Annotated in this window: 21 protein-coding genes; 14 read left to right on the top strand and 7 right to left on the bottom strand. The window is 34.8% G+C overall.

Going from position 1 to position 25,784, the window contains the following annotated elements; genetic code table 11:
- Nucleotides 1-240 precede the first annotated feature (240 nt).
- Nucleotides 241-1,629 (bottom strand): glycosyltransferase, encoded by a 1,389-nt coding sequence (locus FKR84_RS05760; protein WP_141421349.1) that lies wholly within the window; start codon nucleotides 1,627-1,629, stop codon nucleotides 241-243.
- A gap of 529 nt (nucleotides 1,630-2,158) precedes the next feature.
- The gene (locus FKR84_RS05755; RefSeq protein WP_141421348.1) at nucleotides 2,159-3,418 is read right to left on the bottom strand and encodes an alginate export family protein; all 1,260 of its coding nucleotides are present in this window, start codon (nucleotides 3,416-3,418) and stop codon (nucleotides 2,159-2,161) included.
- Nucleotides 3,419-4,005: 587 nt separating this feature from the next.
- Here FKR84_RS05755 and FKR84_RS05750 point away from each other — a divergent pair.
- Entirely contained in the window at nucleotides 4,006-5,097 is a 1,092-nt protein-coding gene (locus tag FKR84_RS05750) for a DNA topoisomerase IB (RefSeq protein WP_141421347.1), read from the top strand.
- A 2-nt stretch (nucleotides 5,098-5,099) separates the two neighbouring features.
- Nucleotides 5,100-5,489: a hypothetical protein gene (locus tag FKR84_RS05745; RefSeq protein ID WP_141421346.1), complete on the top strand. Its 390-nt coding sequence runs from the start codon at nucleotides 5,100-5,102 to the stop codon at nucleotides 5,487-5,489.
- A 15-nt stretch (nucleotides 5,490-5,504) separates the two neighbouring features.
- On the opposite strand, the gene FKR84_RS05740 is transcribed toward FKR84_RS05745, so the two are convergent.
- Nucleotides 5,505-6,449 (bottom strand): phosphoribosylaminoimidazolesuccinocarboxamide synthase, encoded by a 945-nt coding sequence (locus FKR84_RS05740; protein WP_141421345.1) that lies wholly within the window; start codon nucleotides 6,447-6,449, stop codon nucleotides 5,505-5,507.
- 4 nt (nucleotides 6,450-6,453) lie between these two features.
- Entirely contained in the window at nucleotides 6,454-7,407 is a 954-nt protein-coding gene (locus tag FKR84_RS05735; RefSeq protein WP_141421344.1) for a PhoH family protein, read from the bottom strand.
- A 97-nt stretch (nucleotides 7,408-7,504) separates the two neighbouring features.
- On the opposite strand from FKR84_RS05735, the gene FKR84_RS05730 reads away from it, so the two are divergent.
- From FKR84_RS05730 to dnaN, 5 genes are all read left to right on the top strand, one after another.
- A complete protein-coding gene (locus FKR84_RS05730; RefSeq protein ID WP_141421343.1) occupies nucleotides 7,505-8,335 on the top strand; it encodes an SAM hydrolase/SAM-dependent halogenase family protein in 831 nt (276 codons plus the stop codon).
- Nucleotides 8,335-8,631: a putative quinol monooxygenase gene (locus FKR84_RS05725; RefSeq protein ID WP_141421342.1), complete on the top strand. Its 297-nt coding sequence runs from the start codon at nucleotides 8,335-8,337 to the stop codon at nucleotides 8,629-8,631. The genes FKR84_RS05730 and FKR84_RS05725 overlap by 1 nt, the downstream gene beginning before the upstream one ends.
- A complete protein-coding gene (gene gldF / locus FKR84_RS05720) occupies nucleotides 8,632-9,363 on the top strand; it encodes a gliding motility-associated ABC transporter permease subunit GldF (protein ID WP_141421341.1) in 732 nt (243 codons plus the stop codon).
- Nucleotides 9,360-11,036: a gliding motility-associated ABC transporter substrate-binding protein GldG gene (gene gldG, locus FKR84_RS05715; RefSeq protein ID WP_141421340.1), complete on the top strand. Its 1,677-nt coding sequence runs from the start codon at nucleotides 9,360-9,362 to the stop codon at nucleotides 11,034-11,036. The genes gldF and gldG overlap by 4 nt, the downstream gene beginning before the upstream one ends.
- A gap of 146 nt (nucleotides 11,037-11,182) precedes the next feature.
- Complete coding sequence (gene dnaN, locus FKR84_RS05710) at nucleotides 11,183-12,301, top strand: DNA polymerase III subunit beta (protein ID WP_141421339.1); 1,119 nt, start codon at nucleotides 11,183-11,185, stop codon at nucleotides 12,299-12,301.
- Between the two features lie 131 nt (nucleotides 12,302-12,432).
- Here dnaN and FKR84_RS05705 read toward each other — a convergent pair whose 3' ends face one another.
- Nucleotides 12,433-14,355 carry a M1 family aminopeptidase gene (locus tag FKR84_RS05705; protein WP_141421338.1) on the bottom strand — a complete coding sequence of 641 codons (1,923 nt, stop codon included), beginning with the start codon at nucleotides 14,353-14,355 and terminating at the stop codon, nucleotides 12,433-12,435.
- A gap of 98 nt (nucleotides 14,356-14,453) precedes the next feature.
- On the opposite strand from FKR84_RS05705, the gene FKR84_RS05700 reads away from it, so the two are divergent.
- The 5 genes from FKR84_RS05700 (at nucleotide 14,454) to FKR84_RS05685 (ending at nucleotide 16,990) form a co-directional block, all read left to right on the top strand.
- Nucleotides 14,454-14,927 (top strand): thiol-disulfide oxidoreductase DCC family protein, encoded by a 474-nt coding sequence (locus tag FKR84_RS05700; RefSeq protein ID WP_141421337.1) that lies wholly within the window; start codon nucleotides 14,454-14,456, stop codon nucleotides 14,925-14,927.
- A 1-nt stretch (nucleotide 14,928) separates the two neighbouring features.
- Nucleotides 14,929-15,072, top strand: a complete 144-nt coding sequence (locus FKR84_RS13325; protein ID WP_233357677.1) for a hypothetical protein — start codon at nucleotides 14,929-14,931, stop codon at nucleotides 15,070-15,072.
- Between the two features lie 79 nt (nucleotides 15,073-15,151).
- Complete coding sequence (locus FKR84_RS05695; RefSeq protein WP_141421336.1) at nucleotides 15,152-15,457, top strand: phosphoribosylpyrophosphate synthetase; 306 nt, start codon at nucleotides 15,152-15,154, stop codon at nucleotides 15,455-15,457.
- Nucleotides 15,458-15,559: 102 nt separating this feature from the next.
- Nucleotides 15,560-16,048 (top strand): Dps family protein, encoded by a 489-nt coding sequence (locus FKR84_RS05690; protein WP_141421335.1) that lies wholly within the window; start codon nucleotides 15,560-15,562, stop codon nucleotides 16,046-16,048.
- The gene (locus FKR84_RS05685) at nucleotides 16,049-16,990 is read left to right on the top strand and encodes a mechanosensitive ion channel family protein (RefSeq protein WP_141421334.1); all 942 of its coding nucleotides are present in this window, start codon (nucleotides 16,049-16,051) and stop codon (nucleotides 16,988-16,990) included. It abuts the gene before it with no gap.
- 91 nt (nucleotides 16,991-17,081) lie between these two features.
- Here FKR84_RS05685 and FKR84_RS05680 read toward each other — a convergent pair whose 3' ends face one another.
- Entirely contained in the window at nucleotides 17,082-20,816 is a 3,735-nt protein-coding gene (locus tag FKR84_RS05680; RefSeq protein ID WP_141421333.1) for a metallophosphoesterase, read from the bottom strand.
- 57 nt (nucleotides 20,817-20,873) lie between these two features.
- On the opposite strand from FKR84_RS05680, the gene FKR84_RS05675 reads away from it, so the two are divergent.
- Nucleotides 20,874-22,076, top strand: coding sequence for a Pycsar system effector family protein (locus FKR84_RS05675; protein WP_141421332.1), 1,203 nt, complete (start codon nucleotides 20,874-20,876; stop codon nucleotides 22,074-22,076).
- Here FKR84_RS05675 and FKR84_RS05670 read toward each other — a convergent pair.
- Complete coding sequence (locus tag FKR84_RS05670; protein WP_141421331.1) at nucleotides 22,068-24,437, bottom strand: GAF domain-containing protein; 2,370 nt, start codon at nucleotides 24,435-24,437, stop codon at nucleotides 22,068-22,070. The genes FKR84_RS05675 and FKR84_RS05670 overlap by 9 nt on opposite strands.
- A gap of 143 nt (nucleotides 24,438-24,580) precedes the next feature.
- Here FKR84_RS05670 and FKR84_RS05665 point away from each other — a divergent pair, with 143 nt between their 5' ends.
- The gene (locus FKR84_RS05665) at nucleotides 24,581-25,705 is read left to right on the top strand and encodes a TlpA disulfide reductase family protein (protein WP_233357676.1); all 1,125 of its coding nucleotides are present in this window, start codon (nucleotides 24,581-24,583) and stop codon (nucleotides 25,703-25,705) included.
- Nucleotides 25,706-25,784 lie beyond the last annotated feature (79 nt).

Below are 25,784 nucleotides of genomic sequence, written 5' to 3'. Positions count from 1 at the left end.
GACTTTTTTATTTCTTTTTTGGGCGATGCAAAAAAGAAAATTTAGAATTATTAAATTTATTTAAAATAGAATTCAAATAATACCTAAGAAAAAACGTCTTTTTTTGATTCCTTAAAGCGTAATTCCGATTATTGTGTCATTTTTTTTGAAAAAACTTAAGCTAAACTCAGGTCACTAAAAAACCGTCTTTTCGATTTAACGATAAAGACGGTTTTTTTTAGAAAATTATAATTTTAACTCCTATGCTACTTTTTTAAGCTTTTCTACCGGCAACTCTCTGGTTAACCATCCACTTTTACTGGCAGTGGCAATTGCATAAGGTGTTATCCAGAAAAGGGTAAAAGTATAAAACAAACTGTACGGATATGCCCAAAAAGACTCTGACCAATTATCGTGTTTCTTGGCATAAAACAAAGCTTGAATACTGGAAAAAACCAAAATACTGATTAACGAAGAGCTTATAAAAAGCAGCGGATAAGTTATTATAAAGGTAAGCATTAGCAAAACTAACGGATAAGCCAATAAGATTTTTAGCCACTGATTTAGTAATAAAATTCGCGTACCGGTTTTTGAACCCTTTCTAAAGTTTTTAAAAGCAAATTTACTCATAGCAATATTTTCGCGTACGTTACTTCTTTCCCACCGAATAAACATTTTGTACAAGTTTTTATAGCGTTCCGGAATATTGGTATAAACCAAAGCATTACGCTGAAATAAAACATTATAACCTTGTTTTAAAATCATATTGGTCATTGCGCGGTCTTCGCCAATATCTGAAGGTTGCCCGTTAAAAGTTTGGTTTATCCATTCTGGTAGACAATTCATTACGGCTTCTTTTCGGTAAGCGGCTAAAGCACCCGGCGTACATAAAACAGATCCTAAAACACTTTGTGCAGAACGTACAAACTCAAAACTAAACGCAAAACTTACATTTAGCATACGTGGTATAAGCGCTTTTTTGGTGTTTAAAACCCTTACGTTTCCTGCAACAGCGCCACAATTGGCGTTGCCAACAAACGGACTTACCATATTGCGTAAAGTATTTTTCTTTACAATAGAATCGCTGTCTACGGTTATAAAAACTTCGCCGGTAGCTAAATGGAAACCTCTGTAAAGGGCGTGTCTTTTTCCTTTGTTTTTTGGTTGTTGGTAAATAGCAAGTCGGTTGCCCAATTCTCTTTTTGCTTTAAGCATCCACTCCCAAGTATCGTCTTTACTGCCATCGTCTATGGCAATAAGTTGTATCTTATCTTCCGGATAATCACTCTCTGCCAAACTGGTTAAGGTTTTCCATACTAATTCGCCTTCGTTATAAGCCGGAACAATTACCGTACAAAAAGGAAGATTTTTATCTTCTACCGGATTTACGAGTTTGTAACGCAGGTAAAGCACAAAAACATATAACAGAAAAGAAATATGCACGCCAAGCAATGCAAGGCCACCATAACGCAAGGCTTTACCCCAAACGCTTTGCATTCGTTCTAAATGAATAGCTTCAAAATAAGGGTAAAAAAAGTAGGTTGCAAAAACTGCTCCCAAGAGCAATAAAAAAGTCCCAACCAAAATTAGGGTTTTATTAGATGTAGGAGTTTCTTGCAGGTTAGTAAATTCTGAATTTATAATTTTCATAGTATAAAACTTAACGTTTATTTTTTTATACTAGAAAAACCAATTTTAGTGCCATGCTGGTTATTGCTTGATAAGCAAGCCTTTTGAAAAATTATCGCAATTCTTTGTGTAGAAAAACGCCACACTATGTAGATTTTTGCTTCCCAAAAACACGTTAAAGCGCTGTAATTCTTAAAAAATTAACAAGGCATTTATCAGCTGTAAGCTTTAGGCTGTGTGCTGTAAGCACGCGATAGCGTAAAAAAAATTCTTAGCATCATTACGATGGAGGAACGACTGAGAAATCTCTCCTGCTTATTGATTATAGCTTATTGCTTATTGCTTATTGACTATTGATTATTGTCTATCCGCACTCGGAAGAAGATTTCTCCTTTCGTCGAAATGACATTTCCAAAACAAAACTATCTACTGTCATTTCGATGAAGGAACGACTGAGAAATCTCTCCTGCTTATTGCTTAATGCTTAAGGCATAAAGCATACTCAATACTCAATACTCAATACTAACTACTCAATACTACTTACTAACTACTACTTACTAACAAACAATTCCGGCTTAATAATAAGCATTACCCACGCCCAGTTGTTGGTATTACCGTCAAAGTTATTTTTCAATAATTCTGTTGCTTCGGTTTCGAAATAATGGGAATAACCGGCTTTCAGGCTAACCATTTTATTTATTTTGTGCGCGAATACCAAATCTATTTCGGTACCTAAATTTTTTGAAAGTTCTTCGTCTAATTCCGCGGAAGCGAAAAACTGGTGCAAATCTAAATTGATAGCAGATTTAGGATTTAATTTATAATTTATACTTGCATAAAGGTCTGTTAAACCAACACTATGCATATGGTTCCCTACATAATAGTAATCCATAAAGCCGTTAAACTTGTGGTTAGTGCCATAAAGGGGCGTAAATGCATTATTCTCTCCGTTTGCCGGAGCACCATAATCGTTACCGCTTTGCAACTCGCCGCCTAACTTAAAACCGAGATTGTCGTTAACCGTATAATGTGCTTCTAAAGCCAGCAAATAAGCAGATAAATCGTTGTTATTTATATCGTTCCCAAATTGGTAATATAAATTAGAAGTAAATTTAAGATCGTTAATTTTATAATTTAAATGCACTCCCGTGGTTTGACTGTAGCGGGTTTCTGCATCTTCTTCTTCGACTCCTAAAGCTTGAAAACCGTTATTTAAAAATAAAAAACTGGCGTTAAAATTTTTCCAATCTTTATGCATCCATAAAAATTGTAAACTTTTATAGGTGCTTGCATTAGCGTACAATATATTGCCGGTTAGCGTTTCTTTTTCTTGATTATAGGCAGCGCCCAAATGTACTTTTGCGGTCTCTTTTTGCCACTTTACAATTGCGGCATCGTGACTTCTACCTTGTTGCGCCCAGTTTACACTACCAAAAATACGTTGGTCGTCATAAGCTATTTCTTGTCGACCCACTTTTACAGAAAAAGTAGTATCTATAAAAACTTCTCCCCAGGCTTGGTGCAACGAAAAACCGTGGTTATCTGCGACGTTTAGTTGTGGTACATCTCCCCAAACCCGCACATCTTGCGGACTTATATACAAATGTAATTTCTCTGTTTTATAACCGAAGTTTAACCGCGACCGTTGCGAAACAAAAACGCTGGGATCTGCATTATCTGGAAATAAGGTTTTATACCCGTGCCGATATTCTACCCTGGGACGCAACTCGGCGTCTATCGTAAATTGCGCATAGCTAGTTGTAATAAATAAAAAGAAAGCAAGCGAAAAAAGAAGTTTTAAAACCTTCATATCTGTAAATTTAGAATACAAAATTGCTGTATTATAAAAAAACCTACTATGACTTTTATCATTTTTACTTTTTTCTTTACGGAAGAAAAACGGCTGTTTTAATTTTTTATAGATTATAACGCAATTTCTATTGAATTATATTCTTTTTGGTAGCAAAGCTTAGGATCAGCCTAATTTAAAGCCTAATTATAGCGTGGTTATAGCGTGGTTATAGCGTGGTTATAGCGTGGTTATGGCGTGGTAAACGTATACCATCTCTATATAAACGCAAAGAATATTACGTATAAAAGGTAGAAATTTTCTTTAGAGAAATAGAAAAGTACAGTAAAATTTTAATCTACGTAAGCTTCACGAATAACCGCTTTACAATTTGCTATTTCAACTTTTGATAAATGGCCAAAGGTTTTTAGTACGCTTACTTTATCAATTGTACATATTAATTCGCTTCCGCGGAAAGCTAATTATTTAACAAAAAGACTTCAACAACATTTTAAAAACTATTAATTTATTGGAATTTAAACAAAATTCACTTTTTCTTAGTATTTTATTGAAGTACGAACCTGTATTTTTAAAGAAAAGAAATACGAATGCATATTACTACCAAAAAAATTGAAGAAATAACCCAGAAACCGGACGAGTTTGCAGCCTTGGCCAATTTGGTATATGTAAAAGAAAAAGACCTGAGCATAAAACGCCATAAACACGGTCGCGGTTTTTATTACACCGATAAAAACGGCAACAAAATAACCAATAAAAAAGCCTTAAGCCGCATTAAGAAATTGGTTATTCCGCCGGCTTGGAAAGAAGTTTTAATTACCCATTTAGAAAATGGCCACTTGCAAGTAGTTGGCCGCGACGACAAAGAACGAAAAGTCTATTTGTACCACAAGCTTTGGTCAAAGTTTAAAAACCAAACCAAGTTTTTTAAAATGGCTTCTTTCGGAAAAAAATTACCGCAAATTAGACAGCAAGTAGATAAAGATCTTCAATTAGAAGGAATGCCAAAAGAAAAAGTTTTGGCTTTGGTAGTAAGACTTATGGAAGAAACACATATACGTATTGGCAACCATTATTATGCAAAAAAGAACCAAACTTATGGCTTAAGCACGTTACGCTCGCGGCACGTAGATATTGGCGAAGATATTTTGACCTTTAATTTTATTGGTAAAAAAGGCAAAGAACATTCTATACAAATAAACGATCAAGAACTTATTGAGCTGGTAAATGAATGCGAAGAAATACCCGGATGGGAATTGTTTAAATACTATGACGACAAAGGCGATAAAGAATGTATAGACAGCGGAATGATAAACGAATACATTCAAAATATTTGTGGCGAATTTTACTCGGCTAAAGATTTTAGAACCTGGGCAGCTACCAAAATTTATTTTGAAAGCCTGCGCGATTTAGGGTATACCGATGGTGAAAAACAACAAGACAAAAATATAATTAGCGCTTTAGACGAAGCCGCCGAAGCTTTAGGAAACACCCGCTCGGTTTGTAGAAGTTATTATGTGCATCCGGTGATAACCGAACATTATAAAGATGGTAGCATTCAAGAATATTTTGATAAAGTAGATAAACAAGCCACCAAAAAAGAAATCCCAAACTTCTCTAACACAGAGAAAATACTTTTAGAATTGATGAAAAATTATAAAATAACCTTAAAACCCGAATAGTTATGCGAACTTTTATTCTATTACTTTGTTTAAGTCTTGGCAATTTTGTGCAAGCGCAAGAAAAAATTATTTTAAAAAGCAGTCCCGGTTTTGTAATTATGGTAGCGGCAGATAAAAACACACCCGCCGTACAAAAACAAATGGATATTTTTAAAAATAATCGCGATTTTTTTGATCAGAACAATATACGGCCGTTTTTAATTACCCCAAACGGAATTCAAGCCATTTACCGCGACCAAAACCAAGAGCCCATCAATTTTGGCGATTATAAACAATGGCAAAAAGAAAACAGCAATTATAGGGTAATTGTACTCGATCGCGATTATACCACAAAATTTAGAACAGAAACTATGCTAGACCCAGAAGATATTGCTAAGGTTTTAAGGGAGTAGCGTTTTTATTTAAAATTACCCCAAAAACTCCAACACATTTTCTTCAATACGTTTTTCTATATTTTCAATAGGCGCTTTTTTAAATTCTTCGCCGGTAATTTTTTCGTATAACTCGATGTAACGCTTAGAAACAGAGCTTACAAAAGCTGCCGACATTTCGGGAATTTGCTGTCTTTCCTTGCCTTGAAAACCATTTTCTAACAACCATTCGCGTACAAACTCTTTGGAGAGTTGTTTTTGTTTTTCGCCGGTTTTTTGTCTTTCTTCATAACCGTCTGCATAAAAATAACGTGAAGAATCCGGAGTGTGTATTTCGTCTATCAACACGATTTCGCCATCTTGGGTTTTACCAAATTCGTATTTGGTATCTACTAAAATCAATCCGCGGGAAGCGGCAATTTCGGTTCCGCGTGCAAAAAGTTTTTGGGTATAATCTTCTAAAACTTTATATTCTTCTTCCGGCACAATTTGGCGTTTTATAATATCTCCCCTAGAAATATCTTCGTCGTGGTCGCCTTGTTCTGCTTTGGTTGCCGGGGTAATAATTGGTTGCGGTAATTGGTCGTTTTCCTTTAAACCTTCCGGCAGTTTTACGCCGCACAATTCGCGTTTTCCCGCTTTGTATTCTCTTGCAGCGTGACCGGCCAAATAGCCTCTAATTACCATTTCTACTTTAAAAGGCTCGCAACTTTTACCAACTGCCACATTTGGATCTGGCGTAGCTTCTAACCAATTGGGCACCAAATCTTGAGTATCGCGCATCATTTTGGTAGCAATCTGGTTTAAAATTTGTCCTTTATACGGAATGCCTTTTGGCAAAATAACATCAAAGGCACTCAATCTGTCGGTTGCCACCATTAGTAAACGTTCGTTTTCCAACGTATACACTTCCCGCACTTTACCTTTGTAATAATTTTTCTGTCCGGGAAATTGGTAGTTAGTTGCTAATAAAGTTTGCATGGTTTTATTTTTGATTTTCTATTTCTTTATAGGCGTGAATTACTTTTTTAACCAATTTATGCCTAATTACGTCTTTATCGTCTAAGGTAATTACACCAATTCCTTTTACATTTTTTAAGACTAAAAGCGCTTCTTTAAGTCCCGAAATAGTGCGTTTTGGCAAATCTACCTGTCCGGGGTCGCCGGTTATTATAAATTTGGCGTGTTTTCCCATTCTGGTCAGAAACATTTTCATTTGCGCGTGCGAAGTATTTTGGGCTTCATCTAAAATAACAAAAGCATTATCTAAGGTACGACCACGCATAAAGGCCATTGGTGCAATTTGTATTACGCCTTTTTCTATATAAGCTTCTAATCTTTCGTGCGGAATCATATCGCGTAAAGCGTCGTAAAGCGGCTGCATATAGGGGTCTAATTTTTCTTTTAAATCTCCCGGTAAAAAACCAAGATTTTCTCCTGCTTCTACTGCCGGCCGGGTCAAAATTATACGTCTTACCTGCTTTTCTTTAAGCGCTTTTACAGCCAAAGCCACGCTGGTGTAGGTTTTTCCGGTTCCTGCGGGCCCAACGGCAAAAACCATATCGTTATCTTTTACCAACTCTACCAATTTGCGTTGGTTGGCGGTTTGCGCTTTTATAAGCCTGCCGTTTACGCCGTGCAACAGTACATCACCACTTTCTTTAGAAGTTTCGTAATCTGCTTTTGTTTCACTGGTCAAAACACGCTCGATACTATTTTGGTCTAATTTATTGAATTTTGAAAAATGCTCCATCAGCATTGCTAAACGTTTATCAAACTCTTCTAGAGCCTCTTCTTCTCCAAAAGCTTTTATTTTATTTCCCCTAGCTACTAATTTTAGCTTAGGGAAATATTTTTTAACCAGTTCTATGTTAGCATTTTGTTGCCCAAAAAATTCTCTTGGGTTAATTTCAGAAAGTTCTATAGTAAGTTCGTTCAAAAGCTAGTATGTTAATTAATGATTTATCTTTAAATTCGCACTACAAATTTAAAGAAAATTAATTTCTAAACTCACAAAATCTTTAACACTTAAATTTATGGCGATAATCACCTTAACAACAGATTTTGGACTCAAAGACCCCTCTGTTGGTGCTGTTAAAGGTGCTATTTTAAGTGAGTTGCAGACTGCCAGCATTGTAGATATTTCACACGAGGTTTCGCCTTTTCATATTACAGAGGCGGCTTATATTATTAAAAACGCCTACGATAGTTTCCCTAAAGGTACTATTCATATTATTGGGGTAGACTCAGAAATTACCCCAGAAAACAAGCATATAGCCATTTTATTAGATGATCATTATTTTATTTGTGCCAACAACGGTATAATGTCTTTAATCGCGTCTGAAATTAAACCGGAAAAAATTGTAGAAATAAACATTCATAACGCGGTAGAAACCAATTTTCCGGTATTAGATATTTTTGTAAAAGTAGCTGCCCACATAAAACGCGGTGGCACTTTAGAGGTAATAGGAAAAACCATTCCTGAAATTAAACAAATAAAAGAATTTGAGCCTTTCGTAAACCAAGACCAAAACCAAATTGTTGGTTATGTAATGTATGTTGACAGTTATGGTAATGTGGTTACCAATATTTCTAGAAAATTATTTGAAAGCGTAGGCAAAGGTAGAAACTTTGCAATGAATGCCCGAGCTGTTGGTTTCAACAAAATATATGAATCGTACAGCGATGCCATTAATTTTGAAACTCCTAAGGAAAATCGCGAGGAAGAAGGCAAAAAATTGGCTATTTTTAACGCTTCCAATTATATTGAGTTGGCAATTTATAAAAGCAACCCCAAAACCCACGGTAGCGCTTCTACTCTATTTGGATTAAAGTTAATGGATTCTGTAACAATAAAATTTGAATAATGCTGGTTAGAATAGTAAAAATGACGTTTAAAACGGAAGAAATAGCGAGTTTTCAAAAAATGTTTGACGCTAAAAAAAATTTAATTCGCAATTTTGAAGGTTGTAAATTTTTAGAGCTCTACCAAGACAGAAATACACCCGAAATATTTTTTACTTACAGTTATTGGGATAACGAGCAATCTCTTGAAAACTACCGGAACTCAGCGCTTTTTAAAGCCACTTGGAAAGAAACCAAACAGAAATTCAGTCAACGCGCCGAAGCTTGGAGCGTAGATAAAAAAGTCACCTTAAAGTAGATGAGAGCAATTTTACAAAAAGAAATAAACGCTTTTTTTTCTTCGCCAATAGGCTATTTGGTTATTGGTATTTTTCTGTTGGTTAACGGACTTTTTATCTGGGTGTTTAAAGGAGATTTTAATATTTTAGATTATGGTTTTGCCAATTTATCGCCTTTCTTTTTAATTGCCCCGTGGATTTTTATTTTTCTTATTCCTGCCATCACCATGCGAAGCTTTTCGGAAGAAAAAAAGCAGGGTACTTTAGAATTATTGTATACAAAACCCTTAACGCGTTGGCAATTGGTTTTAGGTAAATATTTTGGCGCTTTGACATTGGTAATTTTGGCTTTACTTCCTACAATTTTATACGTTTATACTATTTCCGCGTTAAGCAAAACAGGAGACTCTTTAGATTATGGTGCTACCTTAGGCTCTTATTTAGGTTTGTTTTTTTTGGCAGCAATTTATACCGCTATTGGCGTTTTTGCCTCTACATTTTCGCAAAATCAAATTGTGGCATTTATACTTGCTGTGCTTGGCTGTTTTCTGCTCTATTTTGGTTTTGAAGGTTTGAGTTCTATCGCTCTTTTTGGTTCAGAAACCTATGCTTTAGAATATTTAGGTATTAATTTTCATTATAAAAGTATAAGTAGAGGAGTTATAGATACGCGCGATATTATTTACTTTCTAAGCGTAAGTTTTCTATTTTTATACCTTACCAAGTTTAAACTGCAGAAAGCCATTGCATGAAAAAACAAAACTCGCATAGCATAAATTTACTAGGTATACTTTTAGGTATTATTCTACTGAATGTTTTGGCCTCTTTTTATTTTACCAGAATAGACCTTACCCAAAATAACCGGTATACGCTTTCTAAACCGGCAAAAGATATTTTGGCTGCCGCCGAACAACCGCTGGTTATAGAAGTTTATTTAAAAGGCGATTTCCCTTCGGAATACAAACGTTTGCAAAACGAAACGCGTTACCTTTTAGAAGAATTTAGCGCCTATAATTCTGTGGTTAAATTTCAATTTATAAATCCGTTAGAAAAAGGCGAAAACGCTAACCAAGTAGCTCAAAGATTTTACCAAGCCGGTATGACACCCGAAGTTTTAAACGTTTATGAAAACGGCAAAATGAGTGAGAGCATGCTTTTTCCTTGGGCGGTGGCAAGTTATGGAGACAAAGAAGTTTCTATAAAGCTAATGACAAAAAATATAGGCGACTCTAACGAAGAGATTGTAAACAGCTCTGTACAAAGTTTAGAATATACTTTTGCAGACGGTTTTAAAAAACTGCTGCAAGGCAAAAACAAAAAAATTGCTGTAATGCGCGGCAATGGCGAATACCCAGATGCTTATATTGCAGATTTTATTCAGGCTATTAAAGATTATTATTACATCGCGCCATTTACATTAGATTCCGTAGCAACGCAAGCGCAAAAAACACTAGATCAGCTTAACGAATACGACTTGATTTTAGAAGCTAGACCAACCCATGCCTATACCGAAAAAGAAAAGTATGTTTTAGATCAATATTTAATGCAAGGCGGGAAAGCTTTATGGCTTACAGAAAAGGTAAAAATAGATAAAGACAGCTTGTTTACAAGTGCATCTAACACCGCTTTGGCATTTCCGCAAAGCTTAAATTTAGAAGATTTTTTCTTTAAATACGGCCTGCGCATACAACCCAGTTTGGTAAACGATATTAACTCTGCTCCCATTGTATTAGCTTCGGGCAGTGGGGAGCAAACGCAATTTAATCCGTATCCTTGGTTTTACTCTCCGTTAGCGCTTCCACAGGAAAAACACCCTATTACTAATAACGTTGAAGCCGTAAAATTTGATTTTGCCAACCCGATAGATACGTTAAAAAATAGCATAAAGAAGACTATTTTACTTTCCAGCTCAAAATACACTAAAATTGAAGGCACGCCAAAACCCATAAGTTTAGATATAATAAACGAAAAACCAAAGCCCGAAGAATACCGCAACGGGTCGCAAGCTTTAGCGGTTTTGCTGGAAGGTGAGTTTACATCTGTCTATAAAAACAGAATTAAACCCTTTGAAGCCTCCAAGAATTTAGACCAAGGTAAAAAAACTAAAATGCTGGTAATTTCTGATGGAAATGTTATTAAAAATGAGTTTAGAAAAAACCAACCCCAACCATTGGGTTTTGATCGCTATACCGGCACCACTTATGGCAATAAAGAGTTTTTGGTAAACGCTACCAATTATTTGTTAGACGATACCGGTTTATTAGATTTACGTTCTAAAAAAATAAAAATTGCATTTCTAGATAATGAAAAATTACAACAAGAAAAATTATTTTGGCAATTATTAAATATTCTTGCGCCTTTGCTGTTGTTGGGCATTTTTGCTGTAGGATTTGTAAACTACCGAAAATACAAATACCGGCGCTAAGTCCAAATTTCCGTAAAGTACAAAGTGAAATTCTTGTGTTTTCTTAAATATTTGGTAAGGTGTTTAAAATATTTGAAAAAATTGAAACAAATCTAAAGTAATAAAATATATTTGTAATCCTTATAGAATGTACCAAAACATAAATTATGAAATTTATTGTATCCAGCTCCTATTTGCTAAAACAACTCCAAATTTTAGGTGGGGTAATCAACAATAACAACACGCTTCCTATCTTAGACAATTTTTTGTTTGAATTAAACCAAGACAAATTAAAAGTTTCTGCATCTGATTTAGAAACTACAATGTCTGCAGTTTTGGAAGTAGAATCTGACTCTGAAGGCAGTATTGCGGTACCAGCAAAACTTTTGCTGGATACCTTAAAAACCTTTCCGGAGCAGCCTTTAACCTTTGTGGTAGAAGAAAACAATACGATTGAATTAAGCTCCAGTTACGGTAAGTATGCACTTGCTTATGCAGATGGCGAAGAGTTTCCTAATGCGGTAGAATTGGAAGAACCAAATAGCACGGTTATTCCTGCAGATGTTTTGGCCACGGCTATAAATAAAACAATTTTTGCATCTGGTAACGATGATTTACGCCCGGTAATGAGCGGGGTATTTTTTCAGTTTTCGCAAGAAGGTTTGACTTTTGTTGCTACAGATGCACATAAATTGGTAAAATACTCTAGAGAGGATGTAACCACCACGCAAGCAGCTGATTTTATTATGCCTAAAAAACCTCTTAATCTTTTAAAAGGTATTTTATCCGGCAGCGATAGCGAAGTGCTTATTGAGTATAATGAGTCTAATGCAAAATTTACTTTTGACGACACGCAACTTACTTGCCGATTAATAGACGGGAAATATCCAAATTATGAAGCGGTAATACCAAAAGAAAACCCGAATGTACTTAGTATAGATCGTACGCAGTTTTTAAACTCGGTTAAAAGGGTTTCTATATTTTCTAATAAAACTACCCACCAGGTAAAATTAAAAATTGCCGGAGCAGAACTTAATATTTCTGCAGAAGATGTAGATTACAGCAACAAAGCAGAAGAGCGCTTAACTTGCGATTATCAAGGCGACGATATGCAAATTGGCTTTAATTCACGTTTCCTTACGGAAATGCTTAATAATCTAAACGCTAATAACGTGCAATTGGAAATGAGTATGCCAAACCGCGCAGGAATTTTAACGCCAAAAGACGGCTTAGACGAAGGCGAAAAAGTAACAATGTTGGTAATGCCGGTAATGCTGAATAATTAAGAAAGAAAATTACCGTTTAAAAAATTTATTAGGCAAACGCCAACAAGTTTACGCTTTTAAAGTATATAAAAAAGGCTTTTTGAAATTTATCAAAAAGCCTTTTTGTTTTTAGAAAATCTTCCTAAAACTATTTATTTTAAAATTACCTTTTCGCTTATTTTACCTTGATTGGTTTCTAACTCTACAAAATATACCCCACTGCTTAAACCTTCCATAGAGATGGTATCGGAATAATTCACGCGCTTTACTTGCTGGCCGGATACATTATATATAGTTAGGTTACTTATTTCTAAATGCGATGGTTTTCTAATATAAAATATACCAGCTGTAACCGGATTTGGATAGAGTTGCAATTCCGTAAAGTCTACTATTGTTGTGTCTAAAGTAACATTGGCATTTCTGGTAATAATATCATAATTAGGATTTAAAAGAATTTCAGTAACTTCAAAACCTGCGTCTATACTAAAACTTTGGTTATTTTCGGAGTGCTCTAAAACCATATCCAATTCTTGGTTTTCTCCTATTAATCTAACTGGCACGCCAATTTCAAAAAAGTCTACAGACGGGTGACTTTGCTCTTGGTCTAGTGTAATAAAAACCGTGTTGTTTTGGTTTTGATTCCATTGCAGATCAAAAATAGGATAACCTTCACCATAAATCCAATCGTTAAAGAATTCTTGTAAATCTAAATTACTTTGGGACTCCATTTCGGCAATTAAATCTGGTGTTGTGGCAAAACCATAAGCCAAATCAGGATTATTTAAGTAATTTTGTAACGATTGAAAGAAATCTGTATCGCCCAGTTTTTTGCGTAACATATGCAAAACCATTCCTCCTTTACTGTACGAAAGTCGGCTGCTAAAAATACGGTTTACATTGTCTAAATCTTCTTCCGGCACATAAACTGAACCACCAGGAAAGAAACTAATATAAAATATCTCACCTTCGCGCCAGTTAGCAAAATTGTTTTGGCCGTCAAATTCTTCAATTACCATGCCTTGCATATAACTAGCAAAACCCTCGTTGAGCCAAATGTCTTGCCAGCTGCCACAAGTAACTTTGTTTCCAAACCATTGGTGACCTAATTCATGTGCGATAAGACTTCTAGAGAAATTACCCATAAAGCTTACGGTGCTATGCTCCATACCACCACCCCAACCAAATTGGGCATGACCGTATTTTTCATTTTCGTAAGGATAATTACCAAATTTATCTATAAAGAGATTCATAATTCCTTCGGTAACCGACGTGGAGGATTGAGCCTCATTTAAATCTTCCGGATATACATAATTTACCACCGGAAAAGGATTACCGTTATTGGCAACTTGTTCCTGATAAACCGCATAATTAGTAACTGCAATTGCAACCAAATAGGCAGGAATAGGGTAATTGTGCTTATAATGTGTGGTTTTTTGGTTGGCATTTGTAGTTTCGCTTTGCTGCAAACCGTTGGCAACCGCAATATTCTCTTGGTTATTAGAATTAAATTTAGGATAAGTAAGATAAACATCTATACTGTCTACTTTATCGTTTAAATCTTGTTTGCACGGCCACCAAGCTTTGGCACCGTAAGGCTCAGAAAGCGTCCAAATTATATCGTTTCCGTTATGCGAAGTTTGCTCAAATGAGCCAAAACCAGAACTTACAGGATTGCCGGCATACGAAACAGTTAGACTATCTACACTTCCGGCTGTCAAGGTTTGCGGTAAATCTATGGTGATTGCATCGTTGTTATGCTGAAAATTTAAAGCATTGCCGTTTTTAGTAATTTGAAGCACATTCATATTATCGGTCAAATCAAAAACCACTTGACTCATAGCTTCTTTAGCTTCAAAATGAGAAGTAACCTCTCCGGAAATATAGGCTTGCGCCGGATCTACTTCTAAGTCTAAACGTTGGTAAAGTACATCGTAATTGCTAGTAGCCGGGTTGGCTTGAAAAAATAGTTTCTTTTGTGCGACCTTGGCTTCGTTACGAGCAATATTGGTAGTCGTAGATTCTTGTGCTACGGATAATATTGGAAATAAAAGTAAAATCCAAAAGAACTGTTTCATAGGGTATTGATTTTTTGATAAAGATACTATTTTTTAAAAATCTAGTGTAAAATATGTTAATTTTACATAATAAAAAAAACTAGAACTTCTACAGTCTTATGTATAAAGAAATTAAACAAACCAGCTTCAAACCCCAAAGACCTATTTTGGTTTGGGATGGCGACTGTGGATTTTGCAAATTTTGGAAAACACGCTGGCAATTAAAGACAGGAGATAAAATAGCATATAAAACCTACCAAGAAATAGCCAGATTTCTTGAGGACATTCCGTTAAAAGAATTTAAAAAAGCGAGTAAATTAATAGAGCCAAATGGCAAGGTTTATAACGGTCCTAATTCTGCTTACCGCAGTTTGTGGTATGCCGGCAATAAATTTTGGTACAATTTATTTGAAAGTAGCCAACTATTTAAAAAAGTTAGCAAACACACTTATAATCATATTGCCAAGAACCGTTCTTTTTATTTTAAGCTAACCAAATTTGCCCTTGGCGACAATCCGCGGAAGCTAAAACATTATTGGATATTCTATCTTTTCTTAGTAGTTTTATTTCTCTTTTTATTACTGAATTTTTAGAATGAAGCTTTCTTACCTATTATATATAATAGCAGCATTAATAACCATTTACGGCTTGGTTACCGGCCAGTTTTTCTTTTTATTGTTCGTTTTTCCGTTAGGCTTGTTTTCTTGGAACAAAAAAGACAAAAACCAAGAAGATTGAAGGGTTAAACTTATATTAAAGCAGAATTTTTATTTGTGAAAATTGGTTGAAGATAGTATTTTCAATAAAAACTATTACCATGAAAAATTACGGAACATTGTCTGAAGCAATTGAAAAATTAAAAAATGAAGGTTACACCAAAGATTTTAACCTTATTGACGAATATTTGGAAGATAAAGAAGAGAAAAAACGCTACACGGCAGATGAGTTTGAGGTAGATCGTGTTTTTCGGTTTGAAGGTATGAGCAACCCTGCCGATAATTCGGTGCTTTATGCCATTACTACTTCCAATGGCTCAAAAGGTCTTTTGACCGATGCTTATGGCGCGTATAGCGGACAAATTTCTAGAACCATCTTAAAAAAGTTGCAACGTGATACCCAGTAAAATGCAGTCGTTAAAGTTATATTAAAGACCGTTTAAAACTTGGAAAAACTGCAATACTATTGTATTTTTGAATAGAAATTTTAAAAACAATAAATAAAAACTATGAGCTATTTAGATTTAGATAAAGGAAAAACTGGCAAGACTGTAGACGAATTAAACATACTTTTAGCCGATTACCATTTATATTACCAAAAGTTGCGTAATTTCCATTGGAATGTGATAGGAAAAGGTTTCTTCTATCTACATGAAAAATTTGAAGAAATGTACGATGATGCAAAACTAAAAATAGATGAAATTGCAGAGCGTATTTTAACCTTGCGTCACGAACCAACCAGCAATCTGAGTGATTACTTAAAAATGACTAACCTAGAAGAGTCAGAATCCGGTTTAACCGATAAAGAAATGGTTCACACCTTGTTAAAAGACCATAAAGGATTATTACAACAAATGCGAAAAGTTGTAAACATCGCAGATGAAGGTCAAGATGAAGGAACCATAGATTTAATTGGTGCTTACATTAGAGAATTAGAAAAAACAAGTTGGATGTTGGATGCTTGGGTTATGAAAACCAAAGAAACACATCAAAAATAGATGGTAAACTTCCTCTTAATACAGAAGGATACAGAAACAGAACCCTTTAACCTTTCAGATTCTATTAAAGGTTTATGGGATAAAATGGCAGGTTGGGTAGACTCGATTGTACTCAATCTGCCAAATTTTATTTTGGCCATACTAGTCTTTATACTTTTTATAGTTATTGCTAAATACATCGGGAAATTACTTAACCGGATATTAATTCACCGTCATATTCAACACTCGGTTAGGTTCATTATAATTAAGATTATAAAAGTAATTATTATAGGTATAGGTTTCTTTGTGGCCTTAGATATCTTAAACCTAGATAAAATGCTCACCTCTGTTCTAGGAGCGGCAGGTGTCTTAGGTTTGGCGGTTGGTTTTGCCGTGCAAGGAACTTTAAACAATACCGTCTCCGGTATTATTTTAAGCTTTCTGCCCGAAATACGCATAGGAGATTGGGTAGAAACCAACGGTTATGCGGGTGAAGTTTTAGAAGTAAATTTACGTAATATTGTTATAAAAGAGTCGGACAATAATCATGTGGTAATTCCCAACTCTAAAATTGTAGAAGATACTTTTAAGAATTATTCGCGCACGCAAAGATCTAGAGTTTTCTTAGAGGTTGGAGTGGGTTATGAAAGTGATCTACCCAAGGTGCAAAAGTTAGCTCTAAAAGCAGTTCAAGACAAATTTTCTCCGCAAGGTGAAGAAAAAGTAGAATTTGCCTATACAGAATTTGGAGACAGTTCTATAAATTTTGTAATTCGCTTTTGGACAGATGTTAGCAAACAACGAGACATTTTGTTTGCTAAACACGAAGCAATATTAGCCATCAAAAAAACTTTTGATGAAAACGATATCAATATTCCATTTCCAATTAGAACCTTAGATTTTGGTAAAAATCAATTAAAGACCGAAACCATTAACATTTCCAAAAAAACACAGAATAAGTAAGCTATTTTACTGCTTCTTGTTTTACTTAATCCAAGGATATTTTATTTAAATTTTTTCCTATCCCCACGGAATCTTTACATTAATTTTTCGATTAGAATCGGAAACCAAACCCAAAGCTAAAACGTAAACCTTCTGTACTGTTGAATAAGCTAAAAGTACCATTTATCGCTTCCGCGGAATTTATCCAGATACCACCACCGTAATCGTTATGCCAACGACTACTATCTTCGTTTGGCATCCAGACTTTACCCAAATCTCCTCCCGCAAATACACCAACTTGAAAAGGTAAAAATGCTGTTTTAATATTTCCTAAACTGTAGCGCAAATCGCCGCTAAAAGCAAGTGCAGATTTTCCGGCAAATCGCTCTTTTCTAAATCCGCGTAAACCAGAATTACCCCCTAACACTGCAGCCTGATAAAACTCATAATCGTCACCCAGGTTAAATTGGGCTTGTACTTGTGACCGTAAAACCAGTTTTCTACTTCTTATAAGTGCGTTATAAAATTCTAACGAAGGTTTAATATAACCATAGTAAGACTCCGTATTCTTAGTATTTAATTTTCCGCCAAGGGCAAAACGAAAATTCATTCCCTGAGTAGGATTTAATATATCGTCGTAACTTTCGTATTGGTAGGCTCCTTCTACTCCAAAGAAATATTTTCGCTGGTGAAAATCTGTATTTGCTATACTGTAATTGTCAGTGATAAACCTTCCGGGGGTTTCTTCTACTTCTACACTTTTAAAAGAGCCCATAAACTCAAATGTACTACCATAATCTGTTTCTTGCACAAAACCGGCATTGGCACCAATATGACTAATTTTCACCCGGTTATAATCCATAGAGTAACCTAAAGCATTTTCTGGATTACTTGTTTCATTACCGTAACCAAAAAAGTTTTGAGAAAAATTATAGCTAGTAAAATTAGCGCCTACTACTAGGTTAAAACTTCCTAAAATTCTGGCAAACTCGCCCCGGTAACTTAAGTCATATCCATCTGTAGCAAAATAATAACCAGCTTTAAAACGATGTTGCGAAGTAAACGGATTGCGCTTAAAACCATTGTTGGTAAAAACCGCTTGTAAACCTATTTTAAAACCATCGTCTGGATTGTAGCCAATACCCGGTATAACTGCGCTGGTACTAAAAATGCGCTTGTCTTTATCGTACACATTTTGTTCATAATTATCAGACAAACGCAACTTGGCTTTTCCGGCTTCCGTAAAGGTATTTGGTTTAGATTTATGATCGTATATTTTTAGTTTTTTTGGATCTTCAATTTTATAAATATCATTGTTTTGCCCTCCAATAATTCGCATAAATATATAATTGTTGGCCCCAATTTCTTTTTTTACGGTAAACGTATCGTCATCATCTAAACCGTAAAGCCATATTTCTTTGGATTCTTCTTTTAAGTAGGTTTTATCGCTTACCAAATCTTTACGTTTTCCTTTTTTATTACGCCAGATTTTTATATTGGTTTTACCATCCGGTAAACGTGTTACATCTAGAAAATCGTCTTTATCTGTGGCGGTAACAATAGCTAGTTTTGCGAAATTATCGTAATATCTTTCGGCAATTTTTACAATATTATCTCTTCTTCCTTTTAATTTTTTGATGATATCTTTAGAAGATTCATGTATTTCTGGGGGTAGTTTTGTAAAAGCCTTTTCTATAACCTCATCGGTAATATTTTGCTGAATAAATTTTGCTTGTTTAATCCACTCTTCTTTTCCTTTATTCTGAATTAACGCGCGGTCTAAACCTCTGCCGGCAGAGTTAAACCAAGCAATGCCCGGAAGCTTTTCATCATATTTACCAAATTGCTTCCCAAAGCCTGTTAGACCCCGCAAGGTTGCAAAAAATGCACCATCAAAATTAGAAAAGACTTGGTCTCTATCGCGTGGTATGGGTTTAAAAATTCGTTTCCCAGAAGCATCTTCAAATTCTGCCCAGCGCCATTGGTCTTTATGCCTGTCCCAATCTCCTATTAACATATCAAAAACCCTTGCTTTTATATATTCTGCTTCGTCTACAGAATATTTTTCATCCCGACGAAGACGATCAAACATACCGGCCGTGCTTTGAATATCGTGATTGGGTGAGCCAAAATCTTCGTATTCTAACCAGTTTTCTTCGGGGCGCTGGACAATCATATACAATTCATCGCCATAATTCTGATTGTACTTCCCTAAAGCTTTTTGTTTAGGTAAATAAATAATTTCGGGATTGGTATGGTATAAATTTACCGCTTCTGAAAGTACCGGAATACTCAAGAACGCATACGGGTGTGAAGCTGTATAAAAATCTTGAACAGCATTTTCTGCTACTGTATTTTCAAATTTATTGTGCACGTATTTATCTTTAAAAGCAACGGTTTGAATAAATTGAAGCGCACTTTTCTTTAAAGCTCTAATGTTGTATTCTCTACCCAAACTGTCTTTTACACGCAAAGATTTTGTTTGGTGTCCTCCGCCGGCGCGCATAACTTCCAACCCGCCATATAAAGTATCTAAAATAGCAACTTTTGCTTGTATTTTTTTTCCGTAAAGGTCTCTGTAATGGTCACCCCAAACACTTTCGTATAACGCTCCCTTTTCTGCTTTTTGGGGTTCGTAAATAGATGCTTCTACAATTTCTGGCATTTTGTAAACATCTGGTAATTTACTTAAATCATAGGTTTTTGGTCCGCTAAAAACTTCTGTTTGAAACAGCAATTTTGGTTTGTTATTTATGCTTCCGTAGTAACTTACCCAGGAAGAACCGTCTTTAAAAACATCGTAAACAGCAAAACCTTGCTTGGAATAGGCAAAAACGCCATCATCACGCAAACTAGCAAAAGTTTCTTTAGAGCCGGAACCAGAAATTATTTGGTGTACGCTATCATGAATAATATATTGTAAGTTATGTTCGTGCCCAGAAATATAAACCACGCGATTGTAAGGTGCCGAAATGGCTTCTAGGCGTTGCACCATTTCTTTGTATTTTTTGTTTTGCGCATCTTGAATAGAAACACCACCGGTGGTACGAATTAACATAGCCAAAGAACCTAAAATTGGCAAGGGAATTTTCTTTTGTGAAGGATATAAATGCCTATCAAAATGATAGTTACCACCGTGCACGCCGTTGGTATATAACGGGTGATGTACTGCAATAATTACCGTTTTGTTCTGGCTTTTTTTTAATTCTGTTTCCAGCTCTTCTAAAACAGATTCTCGTGTTTTTCTTTCGGGACAATCATCATTAACGGTTGGATGTTTATTCCAGTTGGTTAAATACCATTGCGAGTCAAGAACGATCATGGTAATATCTTCTGAAAGATCTTTTATATTTAAACCACAACCGGGTGTTGGTTCCCAAATATTATCGTCTTTTAAGTATTTTGCTATATAGTCGCGTTGTTCTTCTAAACCGTTTATACCATTGTCATACCAATCGTGGTTACCCGGAATAAAAAGTACGTTTCCATCAAAATTTTCTAACGCGTCTAATTGTGCATCAATTCTATATTCTGCTTGTGCTCGTCCGGGGTCGTCTTTGCTTGGCATTCCTACAGGATAAATATTATCTCCAGGAAAAATAACCATTGCATTTTGGGTTTCTATAGAATCTACAAAATGTTTAAATGCCTGTAAACCGGCAGAAGAGCCACCGGGTTTAGAATAACCAGCATCTCCTATAACCAAAAAACGTTTATCTAATTTTTTCTGATAAGGATAATCAAAATTTTTTGTAGCTTCCCCATCTCTTATTTTAACTTTATAACTTGCACAACCAGTTATAATTGCGGTTATTAGAAGTGTTAGAAGTATGTTATTTTTTTTCATATAGATATTTTGGAACCCGATTTTTTGTACTTTGGCATTAAATAAAGCGTTATTTTTATGAGCAGCGATATACTACAGAGTGAAGCCTTAGAAAAGGTAGATACATTTGTACTTGATTTATTTAAAGAAAAACTAGACAATACCTTTATCTATCATAATTATAACCATACACAACGTGTGGTTAAAAATACTAAAGAATTAATTGAAAATTCTCAAATTAATGTTAAAGAGGAAAAGGTCTTACTGCTCTCTGCTTGGCTTCACGACACGGGTTACACAAAAAAAGCCAAAGGTCACGAAGAAGAAAGTGTAAAAATTGCTACAGCTTTTTTGGAAGAAAATAACGAAGAACCAGATGTTATAGAACAGGTTAAAAATTGTATCCTGGCTACTAAAGTAAACGCTGAACCAAATACAAAATTAGAAGAAATAATAAAAGATGCTGACTCCGGCCATCTAGCCAAAGATTATTTTGAAGACACTACAGAGTTTTTACGGCAAGAGCTCAAATTAAACAATATAGCTTTTTATAGTCCATACGAATGGATTAATGAAAACATACGTATGTTTACAGAAGAGCACCATTTTTATAGCGATTATGCTACAAAAGAATGGAAACCTAAAAAAGATGAAAATCTTTTACTCTTATTGGAAAAACAAAAAAAGCAACGTAAAAAATTTGAGAAAGAAGAAACCAAGGCAAAGTTAAAAGCAAAATATAAAAGTGAAAATCCAGATCGTGGTGTACAAACTTTGTATAGAACCACTTTACGGAATCATATTAAATTGAGTGATATTGCAGACACCAAAGCCAACATTTTGCTTTCTGTAAATGCCATTATTATCTCGTTGGCCTTGGCTAATATTATTCCTAAATTAGATGCAGACTCTAACAAGCATTTAATTATTCCTACATTAATTTTGGTTTGCTTTAGCGTTGCTTCTATAATATTATCTATAATGTCTACGCGACCTAATGTAACCAGTGGCGAGTTTACGCGAGAGCAAGTAAAAAAGCGCGAAGTAAACATCTTGTTTTTTGGCAATTTTCATAAAATGCCTTTTGATCAGTACAACTGGGCAATGAACGAGATTTTAAAAGACAACGATTATATCTACGAATCGCTCACGAAAGATTTGTATCTCTTAGGTGTAGTCTTGCACAGAAAGTATAAAATTTTACGTTGGACTTACACTATTTTTATGACCGGTATAATTATTTCGGTGGTTAGTTTTGTTGTGGCCTTTGCGTTAATGTAATTCTTTCATTAAATCTTCGTAGGTAAAAGTTTTTTGCTGATTATCGCCCGTTTCTGCGTGGTAAAGAACATTTACACGAATTGCTTTTAAGCCAATAACGCCTTGCACGTCTTCTAATTCTACCAACTCTACATTTTCACCAAGGTATTTTTTACTTTGTAAATATTTTATGTAGCGCAAATACTCTCTTTCATCTGCTTTTTGCGAATAGATAATGGCTATTTTTCCTTTTTGTGTAACGCGCTCTTCGGTATTTTTTATATAGGCTTTATCAATTCTTTTTTTAATAATTTCATAACGCGCGTTATACGTGCCATCTACATCAAACTTTTTCTCATCCATACGGTAACGAATAGATAATGTAGAATTAAAAACCAAAATTAGCGAAGCTGCATCTAAAGTTAATGGCATGCCTTCTTGCAAATGGTAAAATTTATTTTCCATTTCGCACATTATTTGTAATTGCCACAAACGTAAATTGTACAAATAAACTATACTAAATGGCTTGCGCGTCATTTCTTCGCCAATATATATGTTATGGTCTACACCATCTGTTTTATAACGTTCAAAATAATGCGGATATATTTTTTGTGCATCTACTTGTTTTCTATCTATAAAACGCGCCAAAGTACGGTTTATACGCTGTACACTATCATCATAATTTTTACGATGGTGATAAATCACACCACTTTCACTATCTAAACAAGCTTCGTATTCTTTTAAAAGCTCGTTTAAAGCCGGTGTTTGATTTCTAAGATGCTCAATTAAAGGATTAATTTCCTTAAAGATGAAATTTATAATACGCTGCTCACTAGATGCGTTTAGATTTTCTTTTAAACTTTTACGAAACTCTCTAATTCTAAATTTTACTTGATCGTAAATTGGCAATTCTTCCAGCTCGTAAGCTTTATCGATAATGCCAATAATCATTTTTAATTGTTTGAGCAAATCGCGTTGTATGGCAGAGTTACGCTCGTCTGATGATCCTACAATATCTATTTGGCCGTAAAGCGGATATACATCTTTAAAAGCAATATCTCTAAAGCTGGAAACGCCGTCTACTTCTAAATCTTTTATATAACGCTTGGCTTCTTCTTCAAAAACCCATAAAACACTTGGATGAATAGAAGTACATTCGCTTTGGATTACCGCTTTTATACGATTTTCAAACTCAGATTGGTAGCGTTCTACTGCCGTTACAATATAAGGTATAATGTCGTCTAATTTTACGGCATTAATGCTGTTTAATTCGTTTTTACGATAAGAAACCAATTCTAAAACAGCCAATAATTCGTTATTTTTAACCATTGGAGCCAAAATGCAACTTTTGACTTCTTTGGCCAATAAATTTTCAGAAAGTAAATTGTTTTCTTTCCGTAAAGCATAATCTTCTACACTGGCAATAGAAAAATATTTATGCTCTTTTACTAAATTTTCGTAAGATTTTTCGCAAAACACTTTTTTACAATCGCGCACATCATCGCCGTCTAAAATAAAGCTATTTATCTCGCCTTTGTTCATTTTGTAAAGCAAGCCTTCCTTTTCGTTAAACATAGAAAAGCCCACGCGTAAATCGCTTATTTTATATATAGATCGAAAAATCTCTGTTAGGTAGTTTACATTATCTTTATCTGGTACATTGTTACTTATAAGCTGCGTTTTTAGATCTGAAATACCATCGTCTACTGTAACATCTGTAAGATTTAAAATTAAAAAACCTTTAAATGTCCAGCTCTGCGGCGGAAATTTCTCTCGCCATAAATCTACATTGTTTGTGTTTTGCAGCAAACGTCCCAAATCTTTTTTGCTTATCTCTACTGCCTTATCGGAAGGTTCAAACTCTACAAAGTCTGCGTTTACAGAGAGTCTGTAATGTTTCATAATTCCCTGTTTATCAGGAATATCAAAATACAGCGGACGTGTAAAATCTATTTCAAACTCGTAATAATGATTTAAAATAAGTAAACACGCATAAACATAATTAGAATCTTGATTTTGGTTACGGATGCTAAGTTCAAAATCGTCGCCGGCATCTTTTAAAATTTCATCAAAACGCTTAGACGAATTAAATATCAAATTAGATTGCGGGATAGAAGCGGCTTTAATCTCGTTGTTGGTAAGTACATTAGGAAAAAGATCGTCTAGCAATATGCCAATAGGTTCTTTATGCTTTTCCAGTTCTTTTTTAGAGTCTATGCCATCTACCAACTTAGGGTAATCTCCTATATAGATTAAGATCTCTTCCAAATACTTTTTTGCAATTGGCGTTGTTTCTTCTTGCGCTCGTTTTTGATACGCTTCAATAACTTTTTTAAAACTTATTTCAATTTTAAACGGAAAATCTTTTTCAATCTCAAACATATATACCTTACCTTATTAAGATAGCAAAATAAAGCTTACAAAGCTTCTTTATTCTATTTGCGGCAAAATTAACAATATTTTAGATTTTTAGGTAGGCAATGCCATACAAGTTATTTATTTTTGCAATTAAATTTAAACCAAAAATGAAAAAATTAAGTATTCTTTTTTTGGCCTTCATAGCCTTTTCTTGTCAAGAAAAAAATAATAGTGACGGTCCACAACTTACTGCTACAACCTTAAATGTAGAAGATGGCACCCAAGTATATCTTTCTGTATTGGGCGATAAAGGTAGTCCTGAAGTAATAGACACTGTAAGTGTAAACCAAAATAAATTTACGATAGATTTACCAACAGTAGATTTTCAAACGCTTAACTTTCTACGTATAGAAAACGTACAAGGCAATATGTTGTTTATAAACGAAAATGAAGATTTAACAGCTAAAGTTTATAAAGACAGCTTGCGCGCTTCTAAAGTAAATGGTGGCGAGAACAACGAGGTTTTTAACAAATACGTAAGCGTTTTAGAAGAAGACGCCAACAAAATGCGTGCTTTAAGTCAAAAATACAGCAATCCAGAAATGCTAAAAGACCCAAAGGTTATGCAAGAAGCAAGAGCCGAGCAAAGCAAAATTCAGGATGAAAGTATGCAAAAGCGCAAAGAGGTTATAGAAAACAATCCAAACTCTTTGGTTTCTCTTTTAGCACTTTCAGATATGTTAAACTCTAAAAGTATTCCTTCTAACGAAATTAAAGATTTGTACAGCGGCCTTAGCGATAATGTAAAAAACACTTCGTTAGGCAAACAAATTAAAGAAGCATTAGACAAGGTTTCCGCTACTGCAGTTGGCAGTAAAGCGCCAAGCTTTTCTGGACCTAATCCAGAAGGAAAAGAAATTGCTCTGGAAGATGTAATGGGCGAAGTAACCATTGTAGATTTTTGGGCTTCTTGGTGTAAACCTTGTAGGGTAGAAAATCCTAATATTGTTAAACTTTATAACAAGTACCACGACAAAGGTTTAAACATTATTGGTGTTTCTTTAGACAAAAATAATGCTAAAGACAAATGGATTAAAGCTATTGAAGACGATGGTTTAACCTGGCCACAAATTTCGCACTTACAATACTGGAAAGGACCAATTGCTTCTCAATACGGCATTCGTTCTATTCCTGCTACGTATATTTTAGATGAAAATGGCGTGATAGTAGCAAAAGATTTAAGAGGTGATGCTTTAGAAAACAAAGTAAAAGAATTATTAGAGAAAGCCTAAAAAGCTCTTCTTTGCACTAAATAAAAAAAGCTGTTTCTGAAATTTCAGAAACAGCTTTTTTTATTGAATGATTTTTATT

This window comes from Haloflavibacter putidus (genome assembly GCF_006546625.1).
Classification (GTDB): Bacteria; Bacteroidota; Bacteroidia; order Flavobacteriales; family Flavobacteriaceae; genus Mesonia; species Mesonia putida.
This window is presented reverse-complemented; position numbering and strand designations above follow the sequence as displayed.